Below are 25811 nucleotides of genomic sequence, written 5' to 3'. Positions count from 1 at the left end.
ACCCCGAGGAGAGGGCGCACTCGTGAACTACTTCCTGCGCAAGATGGGCTTCTACGTCGTGGCCCTGTGGGCTGCGCTGACCCTGAACTTCGCGATCCCGCGGCTGCTGCCGGGTGACCCGGTGGACATCCTGCTGGCGAAGCTGCAGCAGCGGGGCGGGACGGTGACGCCGGAGACCAGGGAGGCGTACGCGCTCCTCCTCGGGGGCGACAGCTCGGAACCGCTGTGGACCCAGTACGTCGACTACATCAAGAACCTGTTCCACGGCGACCTCGGCGTGTCGGTCAGCTACTACCCGGCACAGGTCACCGACGTCATCGCGCAGTCGCTGCCGTGGACCGTGGTGCTCGTCGGCATCGCGACCGTCATGGCCGCCGTCCTGGGCGTCGGGCTGGGCGCGTTCGTCGGGTGGAAGCCGGGCACCTGGCTCGACTCGCTCATCCCGGCGACGACGCTGCTGGCCGCCGTGCCCTACTTCTGGCTGGCGCTGATCCTGGCGTACTTCCTCGCCCGGGTGCTCGGCTGGTTCCCGTTGCAGGGCGGCTACGACGTCGTCCTCGACCCCGGCTGGAACGCGGAGTTCATCGCCTCCGCGATCCACTACGGCGCCCTGCCGGCGCTGACGATCGTGCTGGCCTCGGTCGGCGGCTGGCTGCTCGGGATGCGCAACATGATGGTCTCCACGCTGTCCGAGGACTACGTCCTCACCGCCGAGGCCAAGGGGCTGTCCCCGCGCAAGGTGCTGCGCTCGTACGCCTCGCGCAACGCCGTGCTGCCGTCGGTCGCGGGCTTCGCGATCTCGCTCGGCTTCGTCGTCTCGGGCTCCGTGATCACCGAGCAGGTGTTCTCCTACCCCGGCATCGGCGGACGGCTGCTGGGTGCGGTGACCAACAACGACTACGCGCTCATGCAGGGGCTGTTCCTCGTCATCACGCTCGCCGTGCTCGGCGCGAACCTGGTGGTCGACCTGCTGTACGGCCTGATCGACCCCCGCACCCGAGCCCGGTCCTGAAGGAGGCGACGACATGACGAACCTCAGCCCTGCGAACGAACCGTCCCTCGTGGACGAGGTGGAGGCCGCGGAGGTGGCACGCGACCGGGCGGGCGCCGCGCCGCGCTCCGGCTGGCGCATGCTCCTGCCGACGATGACGCCCTGGCTGGCCGTCGGCCTGGTGCTGGTCGGTGCCATCGCGCTCTTCGGCATCCTCGGCCCGTACCTGGTGGGCGACCCGACCCAGATCCGCGACATCGGCCTCACCCCGCCGTCGGCGGACTTCCTGCTCGGCACCACGCAGACCGGTCAGGACGTGCTCGCCCAGCTCGCGTACGCGACCCGCGGCTCCCTGCAGATCGGCCTGCTGGTCGGCGTCCTGGCCACCGTCCTGTCCGCGTTCTTCGGCATCTACGGCGCCTATCGCGGCGGGTTCGCCGACGAGGCGTTCTCCCTGCTGTCGAACGTCTTCCTGGTAATCCCGGGCCTGCCGCTCGTGATCGTCATCTCCGGCTTCGTGCCCCGCGAGAGCCGCGGCCTGTGGACCATCGCCGTCGTGCTGGCGGTCACGAGCTGGGCCGCGTCGGCACGGGTGCTGCGCGCCCAGACCCTCTCGGTGCGCAACCGCGACTACGTGGCGGCCTCCAAGGTCTCGGGCGAGCGGCCGTGGCGCGTCATCGTGGTGGAGATCCTGCCGAACCTCCTGCCGGTCATCGCCTCCCAGTTCGTGTTCGCGGTCATCGCCGCCATCCTCGGTGAGGCGGGGCTGTCGTTCATCGGTCTCGGGGCGTCCAACTCCGCGACGCTCGGCACGATGCTCTTCTACGCGCAGAACGGCTTCGCGCTCTCGCTCGGCGCGTGGTGGTGGTTCGTGCCGCCGGGACTGATGATCGCGCTGTTCGGCACGGGGCTGTCCCTCATCAACTTCTCGATCGACGAGATCATCAACCCGAAGCTCAAGAACCTGCGCCAGCACCGCAAGCGTGCCCGCAAGGCCGCCCGGCTGGAGCGCGAGCTCGCTCGCGCGTCCCGACGGTCGCGCCCGGAGGGGCCGGACGAGGTCCACGCACACGACGGCGTGAAGGAGGTGTCCGCACGATGACCACGACCCTGCTGCGCGACGAGGAGGCGGCCGCTCCCGGCGGTCGGTCGGAACCGGTCCTCACCGTCTCCGACCTCACGGTGGTCTACGAGGTGGAGCAGCCGGTCACGGCCGTGAAGAGCGCGAGCCTCACGCTGCACCGCGGCGAGGTCCTCGGCCTGGCCGGCGAGTCCGGGTGCGGCAAGACGACGCTCGCGTACGCGGTCAACCGGCTGCACCGGCCGCCCGCGCGGATCGCCGGCGGGAGCATCACGTTCCACGACCGCGACGGCTCCGACGTCGACGTGCTCGCCCTCGGGGACTCCGCGCTGCGCGCGTTCCGCTGGGACAAGCTGTCGATGGTCTTCCAGGGGGCGATGAACGCCCTGAACCCGGTGACCACCGTGCGGGCACAGCTGCGCGACACCCTGCTCGCGCACCGGCCGGGCACGTCCCGCCGCGAGGTGCGGCGCCGGTCCGAGGAGGTGCTGACCCGCGTCGGGGTGGACCCCCGCCGCCTCGGCTCGTACGCCCACGAGCTGTCGGGGGGCATGCGCCAGCGCGTCATGATCGCGATGGCGATGCTCCTCGAGCCGCAGATCATGATCATGGACGAGCCCACGACCGCGCTGGACGTCGTCGTGCAGCGCGACATCCTGCGCGAGATCGTGCGCCTGCGCGACGAGCTCGACTTCGCCGTCGTGTTCATCACCCACGACCTGCCCCTGCTCCTGGAGATCAGCGACCGGATCGCCGTGATGCTGGAGGGCGAGATCGTCGAGCTCGACACCGCCCAGCGCCTCTACCGCGAGGCACGCCACCCCTACACCCGCACGCTGCTGAGCTCGTTCCCGAGCCTGTCCGGCGAGCGGGGCGGCTTCATCCGCAGCGGCGTCGACGACTTCGCCGAGCCCGCCGGCCCCGGCACCCCCGAGGAGGACCGAGCATGACCCGCGTCCACGTGTCCGACCTGGTCAAGGACTACTCGATCCGTTCCGGGCTGCGCCGGTCGCGGCTGCGCGCCGTCGACCACGTGAGCCTCGACCTGGTCCCCGGCCGCACCGTCGCGCTGGTGGGCGAGTCGGGCTCCGGCAAGTCGACGATCGCGAAGATCCTCACCCGCATGGAGAAGCCGACCTCGGGCACGGTCGACGTCCGCCTCGACGACGACACCCCGGTGCAGGGATCGCTGTACCGACGCCAGGTGCAGATGGTCTTCCAGGACCCGTTCGCGTCGCTCAACCCGTTCCACTCGATCGAGCACCACATCGCCCGCCCGCTGCGGATCCACCAGCGCACCCGCACGGCGCAGGAGACGCACGAACGGGTCGTCGAGATGCTCGAGCGGGTCAACCTCACGCCCGCCGAGGACCTCGCCGCGCGCCGGCCCCACGAGCTGTCCGGGGGCCAGCGCCAGCGCGTCGCCATCGCCCGCGCGCTCGCCCCGGGCGCCCAGGTGCTCATCGCCGACGAACCCGTGTCGATGCTCGACGTGTCGATCCGGCTCGGCGTCCTCAACCTGCTCGGCCGGCTGCAGCGCGAGGACCGCCTGGCGGTCCTCTACATCACGCACGACCTGGCGACGGCCCGGCACTTCTCCGACGAGATCGTCGTGCTGTACCGGGGCCGCGTCGTCGAGCGCGGCCCGGCCGACGCCGTCATCCTCGACCCGCACCACGACTACACCAAGCTGCTGGCGACGGCGGCGCCCGACCCGGAGCGGGTCGACCGGGTGACCCTCACCCGGGAGGGGACCGACCGCGGCGCGATCGACAACAGCGTGTGCTACGACCACTTCGCGGGCGAGTGGCAGGAGGCCGGCGTGCCCGCGGCGCGGGGCGCGGCGGGCGCCCGGAGCGCGTCGTGACGGGCGCGCCCGTCACGACGGCGTGCCCCGACGGACGGCCCGTCCGACGGCGGCGACCTCGACCCCGAGCGGCGGCCGCCGGTGGCGTGCGTGCGCTGCGCGAGGCGCGCCGTCCCCCGTCAGACTGAGCTCCTCGCGGCCCGACCGGTCCGCCCGCTGCGACCCCTGCGAACTCCCTGCGAACTGTGAAGGACTCCTCCATGACGTACCTCCCCACGACCTTCCGCGCCCTGCACCAGGGGTGGAGCCTGACCGCCGCCGAGCTCGCGAGCGACGCGCCCGACGCCGTCGCACCGGCGCTCGCGACGGGGATCCCGGCGGTCGTGCCCGGCGAGGCGCACCTCGACCTGCACCGCGAGGGGCTGATCGACGAGCCGTTCGACGGCGACAACGAGGCGGCGCAGCAGTGGATCGGCGACACGTCCTGGCGGTACGCGACGACGTTCGACTGGCAGCCGGGGGGCGCCGCGCGGCACGACCTCGTCGCCCTCGGCCTCGACACGGTGGCGACCGTGAAGCTCAACGGCGTCGAGCTGGGCGACACGCAGAACATGCACCGCTCGTACCGCTGGGACGCCCGGGCGGCCCTGCGGGAGGGCAGCAACTCCCTCGTCGTCACCTTCGCCGCCCCGGTGCCCGAGGCCCTGGCCCGTGCGGAGCGTGACGGCACCCTGCCCTCGACCAACCACCACGAGTACAACCAGCTGCGCAAGATGGCGTGCTCCTTCGGGTGGGACTGGGGCATCGACGTCGCGGGCGCCGGGGTCTGGAAGCCGATCGGCCTCGACTCCTGGTCGGGGGTGCGCATCGCCTCGGTGCGGCCGCTGGTCGACGTGGTCGCGGGGGAGCCGGGCCGCCACGACGGCGTCCTCGCCGCGCACGTCGAGATCGAGCGCGAGGGCGCCGACGGCGACGTGCCCGTGCGCGTCCGCGTCGCCGGGCCGGACGGGGCGGAGCACGAGGCGTCCGGCACCGTGCCGGCCGGGCAGGTCCGCGCCGTCGTGACGGTCCGGGTGCCGGACGTGCGTCGCTGGTGGCCCGTCGGGCACGGGGACCAGCCCCTGTACGACGTCGACCTGGTCGCCGCGGGCACCGGCGGCGACGCGCGCTGGTCGGGGCGGGTCGGGTTCCGCACGGTCGGGCTCGACACCGCGGCCGACGAGTCGGGCGCCCCGTTCACGCTGTCCGTCAACGGGGAGACCGTCCTGGTGCGCGGGGCGAACTGGATCCCCGACCACGCGTTCCTCACGCTGGTGGACCGGGACCGGTACGCCCGCCGCGTGGACGACGCGCTGGAGGCGAACGTCAACCTGCTGCGGGTGTGGGGCGGCGGCATCTACGAGTCGGACGACCTGTACGACCTCGCCGACGAGCGCGGCCTGCTCGTGTGGCAGGACTTCCCCTTCGCCTGCGCCGCGTACAGCGAGGACGCGCCCATGCGCGCCGAGGTGGAGGCCGAGGCCCGGGAGAACGTCGCCCGCCTCAGCCCGCACCCCTCGCTGGTGATCTGGAACGGCAACAACGAGAACACCTGGGGCTCGGTCGACTGGGGCTGGGCGGGCCGGCTGGGCGGCCGCCCCTGGGGGGACCTGTACTACCGCGAGCTGCTCCCGGGCGTGCTCGCGGAGCTGGACCCGACCCGCCCCTACTCCCCGGCGAGCCCCTACTCGTTCGGCGACTACCGGCACCCCAACGACGAGCGCTTCGGCACCATGCACATCTGGGACGTATGGAACCGGGAGGACTACAGCGTCTACGCGCGCTACCGGCCGCGGTTCCTCTCGGAGTTCGGCTTCCAGGGGCCGCCGGCGTGGTCGACGCTCACGCGCGTGGTGCACGACGAGCCGCTCGACCCGTTCGGGCACCAGATGCTCGTGCACCAGAAGGCGCACCTGGGCAACGCCAAGCTCGAGCGCGGCTGGCAGGGGCACCTGCCCGACCCGGCGACGATCGAGGACTGGCACTGGACGACGCAGCTCAACCAGGCGCACGCCGTGCGCTTCGGGATCGAGCACGTGCGGTCGCTCACCCCGCACAACACCGGCGCCATCATGTGGCAGCTCAACGACAACTGGCCCGTGGTGTCATGGGCCGCGGTGGACCACGACGAGCACCGCAAGCCGCTGTGGCACGCCCTGCGCGCCGCGTACGCGCCGCGGCTGGCGACGTTCCAGCCGCGCGTGTCCGAGGCGGCGCGGGCCGCCGCGTGGGAGGGCCTGGAGCCCGAGACCGACGCCCTCGCCCTCGTGGTCGTCAACGACACCGGGGACCGCCTCGCCGGGACCTGGACCGTCACCCGTGAGGGGCTGGACGGGTCGGTCCTGGCCAAGGCGACCCTCGAGGTCGACGCGCCGGCGCGCGGTGCGGCCACCGTGACGGTCCCCGCCGACGTCGCCACGTTCACCGACCCCGCCGTCGAGGTGCTGGTGGCCGCGGCGGACGCCCCCGACACCGGCGTCGCCCCGGCCCTGCGGCACGGCGCGGAGGTGGTGGGCCAGCGCCTCGACCCGCGGCCGCTGCAGATCGGGACGACGGCCGTCGACGGCGGCTGCGAGCTGCGGGTCACCGCCACGTCGCTCGCGCGCGACGTGTTCTGCCACGCCGACGTGGTGGACCCCGCGGCGCGCGTGGACGCCGGCATGGTCACGCTCCGCGCCGGGCAGAGCACCACGTTCCGGGTCACCTCGCCCGCCGGAGGCGAGCCCGCCGCGTTCGCCGCGGCGGTGCGCTGCGCGAACGACCTGCTCTGACAGACCGGACGGTCGGGCGTGCCCGCCCCGCTCAGCGGGCGTGGCGGGCACGCCCGAGCACCCGGTCCACGGCGGACAGCGGGATGTGCACCCACCGCGGCCGCTGCCGCGTCTCGTAGACCACCTCGTAGAGCGCCTTGTCGAGCACGAGAGCGGCGAGCACGGCGTCGGTCGTGGGCGGGTCGAGCTCCGGGGGACGGCGCGAGGCCAGTCCGCTCACCGCCGCCGACGCGTCGGCGGACGCCCGGTAGCGGGCGAGGAACGCGTGCACGGCCTCCGCCTCCCAGTACGGGTCGGGGGCCCCGCCCACCGCCGCGGCGTACGCGAACGAGCGGACCATGCCCGCGACGTCGCGCAGCGGGAGGTCGGGCGCGGTGCGCTCCGCGGCGGGCCGCTGCGGCTCGCCCTCGAAGTCGAGCAGCTTCCACCCGGTGGCGCCGTGCAGGGCCTGGCCCAGGTGCAGGTCGCCGTGCACGGTCTGCAGGCGCAGCCGGGGCAGGCGGCCCTGCAGGTCGTCGAGGAGGGCGTCGATCTCCGGCTCCCGCGCGGCCAGCGAGGGGGCCTCGGCCACGGCGAGCGCCGCCCGCCGGCGCAGTCCGCCGACGAACGTCCCCGGGTCGAGCAGGGGGCCCGGCGGCATCGCCTGGCGCAGCACCACGTGCAGCTCGGCCACGGTGCGCCCGAGATCGGCCGCGAGGTGGGCGAACGACTCGCCGTGCCCGGCGTGCTCGCAGGCCAGCTCGAACCCGTCCTGGGCCTGCGGCACCAGCTCGCTGAGGACGGCGAGGGCGGTGGTCACGCCCGGCCCCGTGGTCACCTGCAGGGCCCCGAGGAAGCGCGGCACGCCGTCCCACCCGGCGCGCGTCAGGGCGCGCGGCACCACGACGTCGGGGTGCGGGCCCGGGGTCACCGTCCGCAGGATCTTGAGCATCCCGCCCGACGAACCGGGCGACGGCACGCCCGGCAGCACCACGCTGGTGTTCGACTGCTCGCCGGCCACGACGTGCCCACCGGCCACCAGGTCGGCGTCGGGCACCCCGTCGCCGGCGCCCGTCGCGCGCAGCAGCGCGAGCCACGCGGCGGGGTGGGCCCCGCCGTCGTGCACCGCGACCGACCCGGCCGCGGTGTGCACCTCCGCGATGAACCCCGGCCCTCGGTCGGCCGGGTCGGTGAGCACCAGCGGCACCTGCGCCACCGAGGAGCCGCCGGGCACCCCGGCGCCGCGCAGCTCCGTGAGCACGACGACGACGTCGCCCCCCGGGCCGCTCGCGCCGGCCCCGCCGGGCTCGTCGTCGAACGTCACCGCGAGCCACGGCTCCACGCGCACATCGGCACCGCTCGCGCCGCCCGCGGGGAACCATCGCCGGCCCGGCAGCCAGGCCGCGAGCAGGTCCCCGACGCTCGGGTCGGGGACGTCCGCGGCCGGCCGCACGGCGGTCATGCCCGCTCGCCCCCCGGGGCCGACCCGGCCGGCGGCGTGAGGAGCAGCCAGTAGAAGTCGCGGGAGCCCCACGTCATCGTGACCTCGCCGTCCGGCCCGACGTCGGGGAACCGGGCGCCGCCGAACAGGTCGGTCAGCGACCAGCCCGCGTGACCGGGCAGCCGCACCCCCGACGACCGCGCCGTCGCGGACAGGTTCGCCGCCACGAGCAGCGTCTCGCCCGGCGCCGCGCGCGTGAACGCGATCACCGCCTCGTCGTCCGCGTCGACGGCCGTGAGGTCGCCGGTGCCGAACGCCGGGTGCAGGCGCCGCACCGCGAGCATCCCGTGCACCCAGTGCAGCAGCGACGACGGCTGCGCGAGCTGGGCCTCGACGTTCGTGTGCTGGTAGTGGTGCACCAGGGACTGCACGAGCGGCAGGTACAGCTTGCCCGGGTCGGCGGTGGAGAAGCCGGCGTTGCGGTCCGGCGTCCACTGCATGGGGGTGCGCACGGCGTCCCGGTCCGGCAGCCAGATGTTGTCGCCCATGCCGATCTCGTCGCCGTAGTACAGGCAGGGGCTGCCCGGCAGGCTGAGCAGCAGCGCGTGCGCCAGCTCCACCTCCTTGCGCGAGTTGTCGAGCAGCGGGGACAGGCGGCGGCGGATGCCGATGTTCGCGCGCATGCGCGGGTCGGGCGCGAACCAGCCGTACATGGCCGCGCGCTCCTCGGTGGAGACCATCTCCAGCGTCAGCTCGTCGTGGTTGCGCAGGAACGTGGACCACTGGCCCCCCGGCGCGGGGATGTCCGGGGTGTCCGCCAGGATGTCCAGCAGAGGCCGGGCGCGCTGGTCGCGCATCGCGTAGTACACCCGCGGCATCACGGGGAAGTGGAAGCACATGTGGCACTCGGGCTCGTCCGCCGTGCCGAAGTAGTCCACCACCTCCTGCGGCCACTGGTTGGCCTCGGCCAGCATGATCCGGCCCGGGTACTCCTCGTCGATCATGCGGCGCACCCGGCGCAGGAACGCGTGCGTCTCGGGCAGGTTCTCGCAGTTGGTGCCCTCGGCCTCGAACAGGTACGGGACGGCGTCCAGCCGGAACCCGTCCACGCCGATCGACAGCCAGAACCGGGCCACGTCGAGCATCGCGTCCACCACGCGCGGGTTCTCGAAGTTGAGGTCCGGCTGGTGGCTGAAGAAGCGGTGCCAGAAGAACTGCCGGCGCTCCGGGTCGAACGTCCAGTTGGACGTCTCGGTGTCCACGAAGATGATGCGCGCGTCCGGATAGCGGGTGTCGTCGTCGGACCACACGTAGAAGTCGCCGTACGGGCCCTCCGGGTCCGCGCGCGAGGACTGGAACCACGGGTGCTGGTCGCTGGTGTGGTTCATCACCAGGTCCACCACCACGCGGATGCCGCGGGCGTGGGCCGCCTCGATCAGCTCCGTGAAGTCCCCGACCGTGCCGTACTGGCTCGCGATCGACGTGTAGTCCGCGACGTCGTACCCGCCGTCGCGCAGGGGCGACGGGTAGAACGGGGGCAGCCAGAGGCAGTCCACGCCCAGCCACTGCAGGTAGTCGAGCCGCTCCGTCACGCCCCGCAGGTCGCCCGTGCCCGCGCCGGCCGTGTCCGAGAACGCCCGCACGATCACCTCGTAGAACACGGCCGTGCGGTACCACTCCGGGTCGTCGGACAGTCCCGGCTTGTCCAGCGGCGGCGGGGACGGCTGCGCGCGCGTGGGCAGCGCCTGCACCGGCACCTGGCGGGTGATCGGGCGGGGCACCGGTGCGCCGCGGGCCGTGGCCGGCAGGTCGCGAGTCATCGCCGGCCCGTCATGCCAGCCCCACCGTGAGCACGTGCGCCACCTGCTCGCGCGGGTCAAGACGCACGTACGGGTGCGCGCCCCACGGGTACGTGGCGCCGGACAGCTCGTCGTGGGCGACGAAGAACGCCTGGTCCTCCACGCCGTCGGGCCGCGTCAGGCCGAGCGCCCCGAGGTCGAGCAGCACCGTGGACTCCTGCGTGCCCCACGGGTCCAGGTTGAGCACGACCAGCACGACGTCGTCCTGCGTGGCGCCCGGCCGGCCCGCCGCCGGCAGGTGCTCCGCCCGTACCCGGCGCGAGAACGCGACGACCTGGTCGTTGGTGGTCGGGTGCACGGTGAGGTCGCGCAGCTGCTGCAGCGCGGGGTGCGCGCGCCGGACCTCGTTGAGGCGGCGCAGCAGCGTGGAGATCCCGATGACGTCGGCCTGCGACCAGTCGCGGGGCTTGAGCTCGTACTTCTCGTTGTCGATCTGCTCCTCGACGCCCGGGCGCGGCACGTTCTCCACCAGCTCGTAGCCGGAGTAGACGCCCCACGTGGGGCTGCCGAGCGCCGCGAGGACCGCGCGCACCGCGAAGCCGGCCACGCCGCCGTGCTGCAGGTACGGGGGCAGGATGTCGTGCGTCGTCGGCCAGAACGACGGGCGCAGCACCGAGCCCTGCGGCCCCGAGACCTCTGACAGGTACTCCTCGACCTCGTCCTTGGTGTTGCGCCAGGTGAAGTACGTGTACGACTGGTGGAAGCCGATGCGCGCCAGCGTCTGCATCATCGCGGGCCTCGTGAACGCCTCCGACAGGAACAGCACCTCCGGGTGCGCCGCGTGCACGCGGGCCAGGAGCCACTCCCAGAAGTCCAGCGGCTTGGTGTGCGGGTTGTCGACGCGGAACGCCGTGACGCCGCGGTCGATCCACAGCTCGACGATCCGCAGGATCTCCGCCGACAGCCCCGCAGGGTCGCGGTCGAAGTTCAGCGGATAGATGTCCTGGTACTTCTTGGGCGGGTTCTCGGCGTAGGCGATGGTGCCGTCCGCGCGGACCGTGAACCACTCCGGGTGCTCGGTCACCCACGGGTGGTCGGGGGAGCACTGCAGCGCCAGGTCGAGCGCCACCTCCAGCCCCTCGGCCCGGGCCGCCGCGACGAATCCGCGGAAGTCCTTCTCCGTGCCCAGGCCCGGGTCGATCGCGTCGTGCCCGCCGTCCCGGGAGCCGATCGCGTACGGGCTGCCCGGGTCCCCCGGCTGCGGGTCCAGCGTGTTGTTGCGGCCCTTGCGGAACGTGGTGCCGATCGGGTGCACGGGGGTGAGGTAGACGACGTCGAACCCCATCTCCGCGATGGCCGGCAGCCGCTTCGCCGCCGTCGCGAACGTGCCCGAGCGCCACGTCCCGTCCTTGCGTCGCGTCGCGCCCTCGGAGCGCGGGAACATCTCGTACCAGGAGCCCGCCAGGGCCAGCGGGCGGCTCACGCGCAGCGGGTACGCGGCGCTCGCCGTCACGAGGTCGCGCAGCGGCGAGCGTCGCAGCGCGTCCTTCACGGCCGCCGTCATCGCCATCGCGAGCCGCGCCTCCGGCGGGCGGGTCGCGTCGGCGAGCTCGTGCGCCGCCGCCTCCAGCGTCGCCGCGTCCGCCGCCGACCGGGTCGCCTGCAGCGCCGGGTCGACGATGCGCTCGAACAGCAGCCGGCCCTCCGCGAGCACCAGGTCGACGTCCTGCCCGGCGTCGAACTTGATCACCGCGTCGTGCGCCCACGTGGCGTACGGGTCCGACCAGCCCTCGACGCGGAAGGCCCAGTCGGCCGCGCCGTCCGAGGGCGCGTCCGGCTGCAGGAAGCCGCGGAACCGGTCGAGCCCCGGCGCGACGTCGGTCATGGGGGCCGTGGAGTGCACCGAGCCGTCCGGCGCCAGCAGCACGGCGGTGGCCGCCACGGCGTCGTGCCCCTCGCGGAAGACCGTGGCCTCGACCGGCACCACCTCGCCGACGGCGGCCTTGGCCGGCCAGCGTCCTCCCTCGACGACGGGGGAGAGGTCCAGGACGGGGATCCGTCCGATGGGCACGTGCGGCGTGGGCTGCGGAGACGTCACGGCCTCCACGCTAGCCAGCCGGTCAGCACGGCGCGCGCCCAGGTCGCGGCGAGGGCTCGAGATCGATGTTCCGGACTTCGACCTCGGGCGCTTCACCTCGACCTGGCGGCACGCAGAGCCTGCTCGACCCTGGCGACGAGGCGACGGACGTCCTGCAGGTCGGCGAACGTCACCCGCAGGATCGTCCACCCGGCCTCGACGAGCGCGTCGTGGCGGCGCTTCTCCGCCAGGAGGATCTGCTGCGGGTCGCCCGACCGGCCGTCGTACTTGACCGCGCCGTCGACCTCCACCGCGACCTTGAGGTCCGGCCAGGCGAGGTCGACCCAGAACGTGCCGGCCCACGTCTCGACGGGCGCCGCGTGCACGGGGCGCGGCAGCCCCGCGGTGAGCAGCTGCCAGCGCACGAGCGACTCCAGGGGCGACTCCGACGCGCCGTCCGCCGCGGCGAGCACCCGGCGCGCGCGCCGCACCCCGCGAGCGCCGCCGGACCGGTCGAGCCGTTCCGTGAGCTCGTCCGGGTCGGCGCCCAGCGCGAGCGCGGAGTCGGCCACGACGATCGAGGAGGCCTCGGGGAGCAGCCGTGCGCAGTCGACGACCGTGCGGCCGAGCGAGGTCACAGGGACACCGTCGAGGACGTCGCGATCACCGCCCGGCACGGGAGCGACGTGGCGCCGGAGGACGTCGTCGGGCGGCCCTGGCGCGGGCCGGGTCAGCTGGGTCACGTGCACCTGGGGGCTGAGGCGCCAGGTCCAGCAACCCCAGGCGACGGCCGCGCTCGTGTGGCTGAACCAGTAGGCCGTCGTCAGGCGCTCGGTCACGGCGGTCATGTGGGCCAGCACGTGCGCCCGGCGGCGGACGGGGAACGGGAGCGACGCGTCTGCGGGCGGCAGGTAGACGCCGCGCCGCAGTCGTACCAGGTCGTCGTCCCGGGTCCGCGCCCGCAGCTCCGTCCTCCGCTCGGGGTCGTACCGCACGGCGGCAGGCAGTGAGGGGCGGTCGGGGGTCGGTGCGCCGGGTCGGCGCGGCGCGGTCCTGGGCATGGGTCGATCGTGGCGGCCGCGGGTGGCGAGCGGGGCCCCGGGTGCAGATCTGTGGACAGGGCTGCGCGAGGTCGAGGCGAGGGCTCGAGATCGATGTCCGGGACCTCGATCTCGAGCCGTCCGCCTCGATCTCGGCGTCAGGCGTCGGCGGCGAGGGCGCGGCCCGTGGTGCGGCCGGTGTGCAGGCACCCGCCCAGGAAGGTGCCCTCCAGGGCGCGGTGGCCGTGCACGCCGCCGCCGCCGAAGCCGGCGGCCTCGCCCACGGCCCACAGGCCGTCGAGCACGGAACCGTCGGCGCGCAGGACGCGGCCGGACGGGTCGCACCACAGGCCGCCGAGGGTCTTGCGGGTCAGCACCGAGAGCCGGACGGCGAGCAGCGGGCCGTCCTTCGGCGTGGTCAGCGGGCGCGGCTTGGCCACGCGGATGAGCTTGTCCACGCGGTAGTCGCGGGCGGCGCGCGTCGCGACGACCTGCGGGTCCTTGCCCAGGCCGGAGGAGACCTGCGCGTCGCGGGCGGCGACGACGGCGGCGAGCGCCTCGGGGTCCACGTGACCCTTCGACCCCGGGGTGGCGTCCACGAGGGCGTTCATCTTCGCGGCGAGCTCGCCGGGGGTGTCGGCCCAGAGGAACTCGGGAGACTCGTTCGCGAACCTCTCCACCGGCCCGACGGCGCGCGGCAGCACCCGCTGCGCGAGGAGCCTGACGTCCTTCCCGGTGAGGTCGGGGTTCTGCTCCGACCCGGACAGGGCGAACTCGGACTCCATGATCGCCTTGTTGAGCACGAACCAGGAGTGGTCGTCGCCGCGCCGCGTCACGTGCTGCAGGGCCCCGAGCGCGTCGAAGCCGGGGAACAGCGGGGCGGGCAGCCGACCGCCGTCGGCGTCGAGCCACAGCGACGAGGGCCCGGGCAGGATGCGGATGCCGTGGTTCGTCCAGACCGGCGAGTGGTTGGCGATGCCCTCCGGGTAGTGCCACATGCGGTCCTCGTGCACGAGGGCGCCGCCGGCGTCGGCGGCGATGCCGAGCATGAGCCCGTCGGTGGAGTCCGGGACGCCGGAGAGCATCCGCTCGGGCAGGGTGCCGGCCTCGGGGTCCCAGTGCGCGCGGGCGAGGTCGTGGTTGGCGCCGATACCGCCGGTCGCGACGACGACGGCGCCCGCGGCGATCTCCTCCGAGCCCACCACGTCGCGGTTCGACGGCGCGCCGCGGCCGCCGAACGGCAGGCCTGCCACCGGCTGGTCGGCGAGCACGTCGGCCCGCACCCCGGTCACCCGGCCGTCGGTGGTGACCAGGCCGGTGACGCGGCGGCGGAACCGCAGGTCGAGCAGCCCGGCGTCGCGCGCCGCGAGCGCCGCGGCGACGAACGGCGCGATGATGCCCGGGCCGGTGCCCCAGGTGACGTGGAAGCGGGGCACGGAGTTGCCGTGCTCGGTCCGGCCGTCGTCGTGGCCCACCGTGTACCCGCCGCGCTCGGCCCACTGCACCAGCGGGAACCAGCCCACGCCCTTGGCGCGCAGCCAGGACCGCAGGTCGCCGGCCGCGAACTCGACGAAGCGCCTCGCCCAGGCGTACCCGTGCCGGTCGGGGCCCTCGCCGCGCTCGGCTCCGGGCGCGAACTGGGCGGAACCCAGCCAGTCGGACCACGCCAGGTCGGCGGAGTCGTGCACGCCCATCGCGCGCTGCTCGGGCGACCCGACGAGGAACAGGCCGCCGAACGACCACCAGGCCTGGCCGCCGAACGACGCCTCCGGCTCCTGGTCCAGCAGCACGACCCGGCGGCCCGCGGCCGTGAGCTCCGTGGCCGTGACGAGCCCCGACAGGCCCCCACCGATGACGACGACGTCCGCATCCATGCGCGCAGTCTGGCAGAGGACGGGCGTCGTGCCCACGGCCCGACGGGGTGGTTCTACCTGCCGAGGAAGACCTCCACGCTGAGCGCCTCCAGCGTCGTCGTCGTTCCGGCGTCCTCGTCCGAGGGGTCGTCCTCCGGCAGGTCCTCGGGCGGCTCGGGGCGGTCCCAGGACGAGCTCCACACCCGCTCCCACGGGGCGTCGCCGGGCGTCGGCGGCAGGGTGACCGCGGCGTCGTCGAGCGCGCCGTTGAGGACGAGCAGCACGTGCGCGTCGCCCTCGGACGGCCCGGGCCGCAGCATCTGCACGACGCGGCGCCCGCCGACGGCCCACGCCTCGCGGTCCATCGTCGCGCCGTCGGCCGCGAACCACAGCAGGTCGGTCTCGTCCTCGCCGGGGCGAGGGGACCCGAGGAAGAACGAGTCCGCGCGCAGGGCGGGGTGCTCGGCGCGCAGGGCGAGCAGGAACCGGGTGGTGTCGAGCAGGTCGCGGGCAGCGTCCTCGAGGTCCCACGAGACCCACGAGATCGCGTTGTCCTGCGCGTACGCGTTGTTGTTGCCGCGCTGGGTGCGGCCCAGCTCGTCGCCCGCGGTGAGCATCGGGGTGCCCGCGGCCAGGAGGAGCGTCGCGAGCAGGTTGCGCTGCGAGCGACGGCGCAGGGGGACGACGGCGGACCACGGCTCGGTGGCGGTGTCGCCGCCGCCCTCGCCGTCGTCGGCGCCGGGCGCGTGCCCCTCGACGCCGTGGTTCCAGGACAGGTTGTGGTCCGAGCCGTCGCGGTTGTCCTCGCCGTTGGCCTCGTTGTGCTTGTGGTCGTAGGCCACGAGGTCCGCCAGGGTGAACCCGTCGTGCGCGGTGACGTAGTTGACGGACGCGACGGGCCCGCGCATCAGCGGCGGGTCCGAGTGCCCGAACAGGTCGGCGGAACCGGCCAGCCGGGTGGTGAGCTCCCGCATGCCGTGCATGGGACGGCCGTGGGAGCCCTCGCGCGGGGCGTCGAGCCAGAAGCCGCGCGCGGCGTCGCGGAACCGGTCGTTCCACTCCGCCATGGGGGGCGGGAAGTTGCCGGTCTGCCAGCCGCCCGGGCCGACGTCCCACGGCTCGGCGACGAGCTTGAGCCCGCCCAGGACCGGGTCGGTCTGCAGCGCCACGAGGAACGGGTGGTCGGGGGAGAAGCCGTGGTGGGTGCGGCCCAGGGTCACCGCGAGGTCGAACCGGAAGCCGTCCACGCCCACGACCTCCGCCCAGTACCGCAGCGAGTCCAGCGCGAGCTGCACCACGCGCGGCCGGCGGAAGTCGAGCGAGTTCCCCGTGCCGGTGACGTCGGCCAGCGCGGCCGGGGAGGCGCCGTCGTGCAGGTAGTAGCCGGCGTTGTCGAGGCCGCGCCAGCTCACATGCAGCGCGTCGTCGCCGCCCTCGCACGTGTGGTTGTAGACGACGTCGAGCAGCACCTCGATGCCCGCCTCGTGCAGCAGGTGCACCATGCCGCGCACCTCGTCCAGGACGGCGGCGGGCCCGGCCTCGCGCGCCGCGCGGGTGGCGTACGCGGCGTGCGGCGCGAAGAAGCCGAGGGTCTGGTAGCCCCAGTAGTTCGTGAGCCCCTGGGCCACCAGGTGCGGCTCGCTGGCGAACGCGTGGATCGGCAGCAGCTCCAGGGTGGTGACGCCCAGGCTGGTCAGGTGCGCGATCGTGGCCGGGTGCGCGACCCCGGCGTACCTGCCGCGCAGCTCGGGCGGCACGTCCGGGTGCGTGGCCGTCAGCCCCCGCACGTGCGCCTCGTAGACGACGGTGTCCGCCCACGGCACGCGCGGGCGGCTCAGCGGCGGCGGTCCCGCGTGCGCGGCGACGACCACGGAGTGCGGCACGAAGGCCAGGGAGTCGCGGTCGTCCGGGGCGCCGTACCGCTCGGCCACCCACCAGCGCCCGTCGGGGGAGTCGGGCTCTCCCGGGTCGCGGGGCGCGCTCACCGCACCGAGGGGCTCCGGCCCGTAGGTGAGGTCGCCCGCCAGGCCGCGGGCGTACGGGTCGACGAGCAGCTTGGCCGGGTTGTGCCGCTGGCCCGCCTCCGGGTCCCAGGCGCCGTGCACCCGGAAGCCGTACCGCTGCCCGGGCCGCACGTGCGGCACGTGCGCGTGCCAGACGCCGTACACCGGCCCGTCGAGCGGGACGCGGCGCTCCGCGTACCGGGCGGGGTCGTGGGGGTCGCGGTGCGGTTCGACGACGTCGATCAGGCACAGCTCGACGCCGTCCGCGTGCGACGCCGCGACCGCCACGTCCACCCCGCCGTCCGGCGTCGGGTGCACGCCCAGCGGCGGGACGTGGCTGCGCCGCGCCAGCGGGCGGGTCAGCGGCGTGACCTTGGGGCGGGACTCCATGGGGACATGCTGCCCGGGGTTGCCGCCGGCCGCGCGCCCCGCGTCACGCGAGGTGCTTGATGCGCGCCCCGTAACGCTCCTCGAGGGCCTTGTTGTGCTCGTCGCCCTCCGGGATGTTCGCCGAGATGTACACCGGCGGGACCGTGCCGGCCGCCTGGAGACGCTCGGCGGCGCCGATCGTGAGCAGCTGCGCGATGAACGCCGCCGTGATCGACGAGACGGCCCCGACCTCGATGCCGTCGCCGAGGTCGAGCGTGGTGTCCCCGTACGGGGCCCGGTTGTCGAGGACGACGTCGGCCACGTCGCTCAGGCGCTTGCCGCTGGGGTGCTTCGGCTCGACGGCGCGGGTGTGCTCCAGGCTCGTCACCGCGATCACGGGGTGCCCCTCGGCCTTGGCGCGCAGGGCGAGACCGACGATCGACCCGTTCACCCCCGAGTTGGAGGCGATGAGGAAGACGTCCGCGGGGTGGATCTCGTAGAGGTCGTAGAGGTCGTCCGAGATGCTGCTGTCCCGCTCGAGGTCGGCGCCCTCCAGCGCGGAGGGCTCGCGGACGCCCCGGAGGACGAGGTCGCGCAAGGAGAGGGCGTGGCTCGGGACGAAGCCGCCGGCGCGCCCGGCGACCTCCATCGCGAACGCCTGCGAGTGGCCGGTGCCGAACGCCTGGAGGATGCCCCCGCCCTCGAGGGCGGTGACGATCAGGTCGATCGCCGGGTCGAGGCCGCCCGCGCGCGCGTCCTCGTCGATCGGGTGCAGGCGGTCGAGGACCTGGGTCAGGTAGTCGGTAGTCATCCTGTGGTCGTTCCTTTCGAGGGGGAGGGGTCCGGACGGCGGGACGTCGTGCGCGGGGCGCGACGGTGGGACGCGATGGCGGCGGTCGACGCCGCGAGCATCGTCGTCGTACGACGGAAGTCCTGGCGCGCCACCATGAGGTAGAGCAGGTCGAGGACGAAGAGCCTGGCGTACCGGGCGGAGAGGTCGTCGGGCTGGAGGTACTCGCCCGGCGCGTAGCCGGTGATGTGCACGTCCGCCACCGCCGCGAGCGGCGAGTGCGGGTCGCTCGTCACCGCCGCCGCGAGCGCCCCCGACGACTTGGCCAGGGACAGCATGTCGATCGTCTCCTTGGTGCGGCCGGAGTGGGAGATGCCGATGGCGACGGTCGACCCGCGCAGGAGCGCCGCGCTGGTCAGGCCGAGGTGGACCTCGCCCCATGCGTGCGCGTTCACGCCGATGCCGTACAGGCGGAGCTGGAGCTCGCGGGCCATGGTGGCGCTGCCGCCGATGCCGTAGATGTCGAGCTGGTCGCTCGCGGCGACGGCGGCCGCGACGCGCTCCACCAGCGCCGTGTCGACGAGGTCGGCGGTGGACTGCAGCGCGGCGACGTGTGCGCCCAGCAGGGTGCGGATCACGTCGGCAGGGCTGTCCGCCGGGTCGAGGGCTCGCCGGACGTCCGGTTCGGCGGCCTCGTGGGTGTTGGACCGCGCGACGTCGGCCGCGGCGCCGACCCGCAGCGGGACGTAGCCCTCGTAGCCGATGAGCCGGCAGAAGCGGGTGACGGTCGCGGCGGACGTGCCGGCGCGCCGGGCGAGCTCGGTGCTGGACAGCTCGAGCGGCAGCGCCGGGTCGTCCAGCAGGAGCTGGGCGATCTTCGTCATCGACGCCGACAGGTGCGGGAGGTTCGCCCGGATCCGGCTCCGGAACCCGGACCCGCCTGCCGGCAGGTGGAGTGCGGTCACGTCCATGTGAATATCTGTACCATCTCCGAACGAGGTCGGATGAAAACGAGTTGCAACGTCGTCTCGGGAGCAATGGTGCACGAGTGGCAGGTGGGTCACGGATGACGGTGCTGCTCGCCCTCGACGCCGGAGGGACCTCCACCCGCTGCGTCGTCGTGACCCCCGCCGGAGAGTGCGTCGGGTACGGCCGCGACGGGAGCGGGAACCCGGTCTCGGTGGGCGTCGACGCCGCCGGGAGGTCCGCGGCGGCGAGCGCCGCCGCGGCGCTCGATGCCGCCGGGGTCGACCCGGCCGACGTCGAGGGGGTGACGCTCGCTGCGGCGGGGGTGAGCGCCCAGACGCCGCTGGAGGAGCTCTGCCGGCCGCTCCGCGACCTGGGCATCACGGCGTCGCCCGACTTCCGGTCGGACCTCCTCGCCACCTTCTTCGCCGGCACCTACCGCGACACCGGCTACGCGCTCGTCGCGGGCACGGGAGCGGCGGCGATCCGGGTGGAGGGCGGGGAGGTCACGGCGACGGCGGACGGGCTCGGCTGGCTGCTCGGCGACGACGGCTCCGGGTTCTGGATCGGGCGCCGCGTCGTGCGGGCGGCCCTTGCCGACCTCGACCGCCGAGGCGCTCCGACCGCCCTCACGGCGATGCTCCTGCGCGAGCTCGGGCTCGACGGGCCGGCCCCGAGGTCCCGCGACGGCCGGGCGGAAGCGCTGTGGCGTTCCGTCGACGCCCTGTACGCGATGCGACCGGTCGAGCTGGCCCGCTTCGCCCGGCTCGCCTTCGAGGCGGGCGGCGACGAGGAGGCGGACGCGATCGTCGCCGCCGCGGAGGACGCCCTCGTGCACACCCTCGGGGCCGTCGCCCTCCCGGGCGTGCGCGGTCCCGTGGTGCTGGGCGGCGGCACGGTCGCCCTGCACCGCACCCTGCCCGTCAGGATCGGCGCCGTCCGGGGCGGCGACGGCGAGCCGCCGGAGGTGCGCGCGGTGACCGACGGGGTGGTCGGCGCGGTCGTGCTGGCGCTGCGCGACGCCGGCACGGTCGTCGACGCGGCCGTGTTCGAGACGGTCAGGGGCACTCTCGCGACGCTGCGCTGAGCGGCGTCCGGCGCGACCGGCTCCCGACGAGTTGGTGAAAATCTCTTTCACCTCGGCGTCGTTATCGTGTACAACAGAACCACTGCAACCCCCGGCGTGGCCTGAGACGTGCACCGACGACCGCTCGACGAGGAGTAGCCGTGACCGCTCGACGTTTCCCCCGCCCGGCCAGGACCGTGGCCGTGCTGCTGGCGCTGTCCCTGTCGGTCCTCGGCGTGCCGGCCGTCGCGGGCGCCGCGGAGGAGGCCACGGCGGACCCCGCCGACATCGGCTCCTACGCCCCGGTCGGCGCCGAGAACCTGACCGGCGGGGCCGTCGTCACCGCGTCGTCGTCCTACGAGATGGCGGGCGAAGGGTGGAGCCGCGCCAAGCTCGTGGACGGCGTGCTGGCGGCCCCGGGCGCGCCCAACGGGTGGACCACGAACCCCTACGACCAGGTCCTCGACCCCGCCACGCCCGCCTGGGTGGAGGCGTCCCTGCGGTCGGCCTCCCAGGTCGAGCGCGTCGTGCTGTTCCCCCGGAGCGACGTCGGCTCGGAGCCCTACGGGGCGTACTTCCCGGTCGAGTACGCCGTCACGCTGCTCGACGCGACCGGCGAGGCGGTGCACACCGTGCACCTGACCCAGGCGCAGCGCCCGGCCGCGCCCGTCGTCCTCGACCTGGACCAGCCGGTCACCGCGTCGGGGGTGCGCGTGGACGTCTCGCAGCGGTACAGCCAGGACGCGCCCGGCGGCGGGACCGGCAACGACGGCAAGCTCGTGCAGCTCTCCGAGGTCGCCGTCTTCGGCGTGCCGGCCGAGGGCACGCTGGAGATCGGCAAGCCGGCGCTGCTGCTCGAGCCGGGCGCGGTCGAGGAGCTGACGTACGAGGCGTCGTTCGGGGACGCCGCACCGGAGCTCGTGTGGTCGTCGTCGGACGAGGCGGTCGCGACCGTCGACCGGACGGGCCGGGTGACCGCCGTCGGGCAGGGCGACGCGACCGTCACGCTGGCGGCACCCGCCGCCGGCCGCTCGGCGACCATCGCCGTCGAGGTCGCCGACGACGTCGAGCGCGCCGGCGACGACTTCATGATCACGGTGTTCTGGCCGCCCACGAAGGACTACGTCGACGAGACCCAGTACGGCTACCTGGCCGACGCGGGCATCGACTTCGTCCAGAACGTGCACACCGGCGACCTCACCGACAAGGCGACCAATCTCGAGATGGCCCGGCTGGCGCACGAGCACGGGATGCAGGTCGGCGTGGCCGACCACCGCTTCGGGCCGGGCCTGCTGAACCTCACCGACGCCGAGATCGAGGACCTCGTGCGCGAGTACACCAACGTGCCCGGCGTCGGTGGCTACTACGTCCTGGACGAGCCGTACGACCCGACGCCGTACGCCCGCGTCTTCAACGCCATGAAGGACGCCGCGCCCGAGTACTACCACCACCTGAACTTCCTGCCCGGCTTCGCGTACCCCTCGATGGCCGAGTACGAGGAGTACATGCAGCGCTGGGTCGACCAGACCGGCGCGCGGGACTATCTCATGTACGACCGGTACCCGTTCGGGTGGGCGCCCGGCAGCCTCGACTACACGAGCATGCTCGCGAACATGGAGTCGGTGCGGCGCGTCGGGCTCGCGAACGGTGTCAAGACCGGCCTCTACCTGCAGTCCGTGGGCGTCGTGAACAACTTCCGCCGCACCAACGAGGCCGAGCTGCGGTACGAGGCCAACATGTCGCTGGCCTACGGGTACAAGCAGCTCTCGTACTTCACCTGGTGGACGCCGACGAACCGCGGCGAGGACTTCACCGAGGCGATCATGACCGCCACCGGGAAGAAGACCGACCTGTACGAGCCCGTGCAGCGGCTCAACGCCGAGATCCACGCGCTCGGCCCGACGCTCATGCGGCTCGACGCCAAGGAGGTCTACCTCCACGGCCGGACCTGGGGACAGGAGCCCGTCCCGGCGACGTTCCCGGTGCAGTCGCTCACCGACGACGACCTGACGTTCTCCTACCTGCGCGACCGCGAGAGCGGGCGCAACTACGTGATGGTGGTCAACAACAGCTTCACCGAGGCCAAGGACGTCCGGCTGCGGTTCGACGCCGCGATCTCGTCCCTGCAGGAGGTCAGCCGTCGGTCCGGTGACCTGGTCGACGTCGGCCTGTCGGACGGCGTCCTCGAGCGCCGGCTCGACAAGGGCGAGGGCGTGCTTCTCGCGCTCCCCGTGAGCTACGACCACGAGGCGACGCCGACCCCGGCGAACACCAACCTGGCGCGCGGCGCGACGGTCCGGGCGAGCGACTCGGTGGGCTCCGGCGGCTGGTTCGCCCGCGCCACCACAGACGGCGCGCGCTTCTCCGACGGCGGCACCCTCGGCTGGAGCACGACGACGTCGGACGCCTCGCGCACCGCGCGGGCCACCGTCGACCTGGGCCGGGCGCAGACCGTCGACCGCGTCGACCTCTACCCGGCCGGCAACCTCCTGGACCGCGGCGCGACCTTCCCCCGCGACTACACCGTGGACGTCTCGACGGACGGCGAGACGTGGCGGACCGTCGCGTCAGCGAGCGGCCAGGAACCGCCGTCGTCGGGGGTGACGCACGCCTTCGACGCCGCGCAGGCGCGGTACGTGCGCGTGTCCGTGGCGGCGATGAACGCCACCGACGACGGCTACGCCGCGGCCCTCGCGGAGATCGAGGTCTTCCACGACGACGCCGGCACGCCGCCGGTCGAGCAGCCTCCGGCGGTCCCGCGGCCCGCCCCGTACGTCGAGGGGCAGAACGTCGCGCGGGGCAAGACCGTCGTGGTGTCGTCGTCGACCCCGGACGCCAGCCACGAGCAGTGGGGCTGGTCGTCGAAGTTCCTCGCCGACGGCCGGACGGACAACGGCTGGTCCAGCGGCCTGGGGCGCAACGCGCGCCCCGAGGCGGTCGAGTGGGCGGCGGTCGCGCTCGGAGCCACGCACGACGTCAGCAAGGTCGTGCTGCACCCGAAGGGCACGTTCGCGGTCGACTACCGGGTGCAGGTGTCGCTCGACGGCCGGCGCTGGACGACGGTCGCGGACGTGACGGGCGACGACGTCAGCACCGCGCCGCGGACGTTCGCGCTCGACGAACCCACGCCCGGCGCCTACGTCCGCGTCGTCAGCAGCAGGCTGCGCTCGGGCGGTCGCGACGGCTACCTCATGCAGGTCGCGGACGTCGAGGTGTACGGCACGCCGGCGAGCGACCGCACCGCGCTGCGGGCGCTGCTCGACGACGTGGCCTCCCTGGCCGAGGCGGACCACACGCCCGAGAGCTGGGCGCTGCTCGCCGAGCCGCTGGAACAGGCGCGTCGGGTCGAGGCGCTGGCGTACCCGTACCAGTTCCAGGTCGACGAGGCCGAGGAGGCGCTCGCCGAGGTGCGGGACGGCCTGGTCCGCGTACCCGTCTGGAGCCGCTCGGCGACGTACACGGGCGGCGAGTACGTGACGTACGACGGTCGCGTGTACCGCGCCTCGTGGTGGACGCAGGGCGTCGCGCCCGGGTCGTCGCCCTGGGGCGCCTGGGCGGAGCTCGGCGCCACCGTGGACACCGCGCAGGGGCGGGTCCGGACGTGGACGAGCTCGTGGATCTACGACGACGGCGACCGCGTCGTCCACGACGGGCGGGTCTGGGAGGCGCGGTGGTGGAGCCGCAACCAGGTGCCGGGGACGGACGGGGGCCCATGGCGCGTCGTCGGGGCCGGGGCATGACTCCTCGGTGCGTGCCCGGGTGGTGCGGGCTGAAAGGACGACGGACCCACGGGTAGGCTCGGCACCGTCGGCCGCGGCGCCTGCGGCCGGTCGTCACCACCGTGAGCTGGAGGTCGCGCCCGTGCGCATCGTCGTCGCCGTGAAGTACGTGCCGGACATCAACGCGGAACGGCGGTTCGTCGACTGTCGCGTCGACCGCGACCCGGGCGTCGGCACCCTCAACGAGCTCGACGAGAACGCGCTCGAGGCGGCCCTGCGGATCCTCGACGCCCTCCCCGAGGACGAGCGCGCGGCCAGCGAGGTCGTCGCCCTCACCGTCGCTCCCGCCGAGGGCGACGTGGCGCTGCGCAAGTCGTTCCAGATGGGCGTGGACCGCGCCGTGCGCGTCACGGACGACACGCTGGCAGGCTCCGACTACTTCGGCACCGCCGCGGCGCTCGCGGCCGGCGTGCGCCGGCTGGAGGCGGACGGCGCCCCCGTCGACCTGGTGATCACCGGCATGGCCGCCCTCGACGGGCTCGGCTCCGTGGTGCCGGCGCTCGTCGCGGCCGAGCTCGGCCGCCCGGCGATCACGCTCGCGAAGAAGATCGACGTCGCCGGCGGCACCCTCACCGCGAAGCGCGAGACCGACGAGGCCACCGAGACGCTCACCGCGCCGCTGCCCGCCGTCCTGTCCGTCGCGGACACCGCGAACACCCCGCGGATGCCGAACTTCAAGCTGATCATGGCGGCCCGCGCCAAGCAGGTCGAGGAGTGGTCGGCCGCCGACCTGGGTCTCGACCCGGCCGCCGTCGGCACCGCGGGCGCCCGCACGGAGGCCGTGGCCGCCGCGCCCCGCCCGGCGCGCCCCGAGGTCGAGCTGGTGGTCGACAAGGGGGAGGGCGGCGCCGCCCTCGCCGAGTACCTCATCCGCAACGAGCTGGTCTGAGAGGACGCGAGATGTCTGAGCCCACCCGCGTGCCCACCCGCAACCGCACCGTCCTCGTCCTGCTGGACCCGGCCACCGAGGTCCGCTCCAGCGCCCTGGAGCTGCTGACCATCGGCCGCGGCCTGGGCCGCGTCGAGGCCGTCACCCTCGAGGCGCCCACGGTCGAGGTGCTCGCCCAGCTCGGCGCGTACGGCGTCGAGACCGTGCACCAGGCCGAGGTGCCGACCGACGCCCTCCGGGCCGCCGGCGGCGACGCCGCCCGGCACCTGCCGTCCGTCGTCGCCGCGACGCTCGCCTCGGCGGTGCGCCGCACCGACGCCGACGTCGTCCTCGCGCCCGCCACGTTCGGCGCCAAGGAGGCCGCCGCGCTCGCCGCGCACGCGCTCGGCGCGGGCCTGGTCATCGACGCCGCCGTCGTCGGCGAGGACGAGGACGGCCGCGTCGTGGCCGGCAAGCGCGTCTTCGCCGGCGCCTGGGACACCCGCTGCGTGGTCTCCGCCGACGTGGCTGTGCTCACCGTCCGCGCCAACGCCGTCGTGCCGGAGCCCGCCGCCGCCCCCGTCGCCACCGACGTCGAGGCCCTGCCCGTCGTGCTGCCCGCCGGCACGTCCGGGGTGGTCGTCACGTCCCGCGAGGTCAAGGAGCGCACCCCGGGCCGCCCGTCGCTGGAGGAGGCGGCCGTCGTCGTCGCCGGCGGGCGCGGCACCAGCGGTGACTTCGGCCCCGTCGTGGAGTTCGCCGACGCCGTCGGCGCCGCGGTCGGTGCCTCCCGCGACGCGGTCTTCGAAGGCTGGTTCGACCGCTACATCGGCCAGACCGGCGTGACCATCGCGCCCCGCCTCTACGTGGGCGCGGGCATCTCCGGCGCCCCGCACCACCGCGGCGGCATGCAGGCGTCGCAGGTCATCGTGGCCGTGAACTCCGATCCCGAGGCGCCGATCTTCGAGATCTGCGACTTCGCCGTCGTGGGCGACCTCGCCGACGTGCTGCCGCAGGCCGCCGCCGCGATCCGCGCCCACCGCGAGGGCTGACGCCTCGGCATCGAGCGTGCTGACATGATCCTCGAACGAG

17 protein-coding genes are annotated in these 25811 nt (G+C 74.2%); 9 read left to right on the top strand and 8 right to left on the bottom strand.

Annotated elements, in window-relative coordinates:
- Positions 1-22 precede the first annotated feature (22 nt).
- From ACFU5J_RS11580 to ACFU5J_RS11560, 5 genes are all read left to right on the top strand, one after another.
- On the top strand, positions 23-1012 hold the full coding sequence (locus tag ACFU5J_RS11580) for an ABC transporter permease (protein WP_430577291.1): 990 nt from the start codon (positions 23-25) through the stop codon (positions 1010-1012).
- 13 nt (positions 1013-1025) lie between these two features.
- Positions 1026-2093, top strand: a complete 1068-nt coding sequence (locus ACFU5J_RS11575) for an ABC transporter permease (protein ID WP_430577292.1) — start codon at positions 1026-1028, stop codon at positions 2091-2093.
- The gene (locus tag ACFU5J_RS11570; protein WP_430577293.1) at positions 2090-3022 is read left to right on the top strand and encodes an ABC transporter ATP-binding protein; all 933 of its coding nucleotides are present in this window, start codon (positions 2090-2092) and stop codon (positions 3020-3022) included. Before ACFU5J_RS11575 ends, ACFU5J_RS11570 begins: the two co-directional genes overlap by 4 nt.
- Positions 3019-3939 carry an ABC transporter ATP-binding protein gene (locus tag ACFU5J_RS11565; protein WP_430578808.1) on the top strand — a complete coding sequence of 307 codons (921 nt, stop codon included), beginning with the start codon at positions 3019-3021 and terminating at the stop codon, positions 3937-3939. Before ACFU5J_RS11570 ends, ACFU5J_RS11565 begins: the two co-directional genes overlap by 4 nt.
- A 200-nt stretch (positions 3940-4139) precedes the next feature.
- On the top strand, positions 4140-6689 hold the full coding sequence (locus ACFU5J_RS11560; protein ID WP_430578807.1) for a glycoside hydrolase family 2 protein: 2550 nt from the start codon (positions 4140-4142) through the stop codon (positions 6687-6689).
- A gap of 31 nt (positions 6690-6720) precedes the next feature.
- Here ACFU5J_RS11560 and ACFU5J_RS11555 read toward each other — a convergent pair whose 3' ends face one another.
- The 8 genes from ACFU5J_RS11555 to ACFU5J_RS11520 form a co-directional block, all read right to left on the bottom strand.
- Positions 6721-8130, bottom strand: coding sequence for an aminoglycoside phosphotransferase (locus tag ACFU5J_RS11555; RefSeq protein ID WP_430578806.1), 1410 nt, complete (start codon positions 8128-8130; stop codon positions 6721-6723).
- On the bottom strand, positions 8127-9929 hold the full coding sequence (gene treS / locus ACFU5J_RS11550; RefSeq protein WP_430578805.1) for a maltose alpha-D-glucosyltransferase: 1803 nt from the start codon (positions 9927-9929) through the stop codon (positions 8127-8129). The genes ACFU5J_RS11555 and treS overlap by 4 nt, the downstream gene beginning before the upstream one ends.
- A gap of 10 nt (positions 9930-9939) precedes the next feature.
- The gene (locus tag ACFU5J_RS11545; RefSeq protein WP_430578804.1) at positions 9940-12015 is read right to left on the bottom strand and encodes an alpha-1,4-glucan--maltose-1-phosphate maltosyltransferase; all 2076 of its coding nucleotides are present in this window, start codon (positions 12013-12015) and stop codon (positions 9940-9942) included.
- Positions 12016-12098: 83 nt separating this feature from the next.
- A complete protein-coding gene (locus tag ACFU5J_RS11540; RefSeq protein WP_430578803.1) occupies positions 12099-13046 on the bottom strand; it encodes a hypothetical protein in 948 nt (315 codons plus the stop codon).
- A 137-nt stretch (positions 13047-13183) separates the two neighbouring features.
- Positions 13184-14899: an FAD-binding dehydrogenase gene (locus ACFU5J_RS11535; protein WP_430577300.1), complete on the bottom strand. Its 1716-nt coding sequence runs from the start codon at positions 14897-14899 to the stop codon at positions 13184-13186.
- Positions 14900-14952: 53 nt separating this feature from the next.
- Positions 14953-17271, bottom strand: a complete 2319-nt coding sequence (glgX, locus tag ACFU5J_RS11530; RefSeq protein WP_430578802.1) for a glycogen debranching protein GlgX — start codon at positions 17269-17271, stop codon at positions 14953-14955.
- 43 nt (positions 17272-17314) lie between these two features.
- Positions 17315-18061 (bottom strand): sugar isomerase domain-containing protein, encoded by a 747-nt coding sequence (locus ACFU5J_RS11525; protein ID WP_430577302.1) that lies wholly within the window; start codon positions 18059-18061, stop codon positions 17315-17317.
- Positions 18058-19005: a MurR/RpiR family transcriptional regulator gene (locus tag ACFU5J_RS11520; protein ID WP_430578801.1), complete on the bottom strand. Its 948-nt coding sequence runs from the start codon at positions 19003-19005 to the stop codon at positions 18058-18060. Before ACFU5J_RS11520 ends, ACFU5J_RS11525 begins: the two co-directional genes overlap by 4 nt.
- A gap of 101 nt (positions 19006-19106) precedes the next feature.
- Here ACFU5J_RS11520 and ACFU5J_RS11515 point away from each other — a divergent pair, with 101 nt between their 5' ends.
- From ACFU5J_RS11515 to ACFU5J_RS11500, 4 genes are all read left to right on the top strand, one after another.
- A complete protein-coding gene (locus tag ACFU5J_RS11515) occupies positions 19107-20093 on the top strand; it encodes an N-acetylglucosamine kinase (RefSeq protein ID WP_430578800.1) in 987 nt (328 codons plus the stop codon).
- Positions 20094-20233: 140 nt separating this feature from the next.
- Positions 20234-23812 (top strand): discoidin domain-containing protein, encoded by a 3579-nt coding sequence (locus tag ACFU5J_RS11510; protein ID WP_430578799.1) that lies wholly within the window; start codon positions 20234-20236, stop codon positions 23810-23812.
- A gap of 121 nt (positions 23813-23933) precedes the next feature.
- Entirely contained in the window at positions 23934-24740 is an 807-nt protein-coding gene (locus ACFU5J_RS11505; RefSeq protein ID WP_430577306.1) for an electron transfer flavoprotein subunit beta/FixA family protein, read from the top strand.
- 11 nt (positions 24741-24751) lie between these two features.
- Positions 24752-25771, top strand: coding sequence for an electron transfer flavoprotein subunit alpha/FixB family protein (locus ACFU5J_RS11500; protein ID WP_430578798.1), 1020 nt, complete (start codon positions 24752-24754; stop codon positions 25769-25771).
- Positions 25772-25811 lie beyond the last annotated feature (40 nt).

This window comes from Isoptericola sp. NPDC057559 (assembly GCF_042801555.1).
In the GTDB taxonomy this organism is placed as follows: Bacteria; Actinomycetota; Actinomycetes; order Actinomycetales; family Cellulomonadaceae; genus Isoptericola.
The sequence above is the reverse complement of the archived record's forward strand: the minus strand, read 5'-3'. Positions and strand labels throughout refer to the sequence as shown.

Bases quoted from the DNA above. Each gene is read 5' to 3' on its own strand.
- ACFU5J_RS11575 (WP_430577292.1), top strand. From the start codon at position 1,026: ATGACGAACCTCAGCCCTGCGAACGAACCGTCCCTCGTGGACGAGGTG.
- ACFU5J_RS11570 (WP_430577293.1), top strand. From the start codon at position 2,090: ATGACCACGACCCTGCTGCGCGACGAGGAGGCGGCCGCTCCCGGCGGT.
- ACFU5J_RS11565 (WP_430578808.1), top strand. From the start codon at position 3,019: ATGACCCGCGTCCACGTGTCCGACCTGGTCAAGGACTACTCGATCCGT.
- ACFU5J_RS11560 (WP_430578807.1), top strand. From the start codon at position 4,140: ATGACGTACCTCCCCACGACCTTCCGCGCCCTGCACCAGGGGTGGAGC.
- ACFU5J_RS11555 (WP_430578806.1), bottom strand. From the start codon at position 8,130: ATGACCGCCGTGCGGCCGGCCGCGGACGTCCCCGACCCGAGCGTCGGG.
- treS (WP_430578805.1), bottom strand. From the start codon at position 9,929: ATGACTCGCGACCTGCCGGCCACGGCCCGCGGCGCACCGGTGCCCCGC.
- ACFU5J_RS11540 (WP_430578803.1), bottom strand. From the start codon at position 13,046: ATGCCCAGGACCGCGCCGCGCCGACCCGGCGCACCGACCCCCGACCGC.
- ACFU5J_RS11535 (WP_430577300.1), bottom strand. From the start codon at position 14,899: ATGGATGCGGACGTCGTCGTCATCGGTGGGGGCCTGTCGGGGCTCGTC.
- glgX (WP_430578802.1), bottom strand. From the start codon at position 17,271: ATGGAGTCCCGCCCCAAGGTCACGCCGCTGACCCGCCCGCTGGCGCGG.
- ACFU5J_RS11525 (WP_430577302.1), bottom strand. From the start codon at position 18,061: ATGACTACCGACTACCTGACCCAGGTCCTCGACCGCCTGCACCCGATC.
- ACFU5J_RS11515 (WP_430578800.1), top strand. From the start codon at position 19,107: ATGACGGTGCTGCTCGCCCTCGACGCCGGAGGGACCTCCACCCGCTGC.
- ACFU5J_RS11500 (WP_430578798.1), top strand. From the start codon at position 24,752: ATGTCTGAGCCCACCCGCGTGCCCACCCGCAACCGCACCGTCCTCGTC.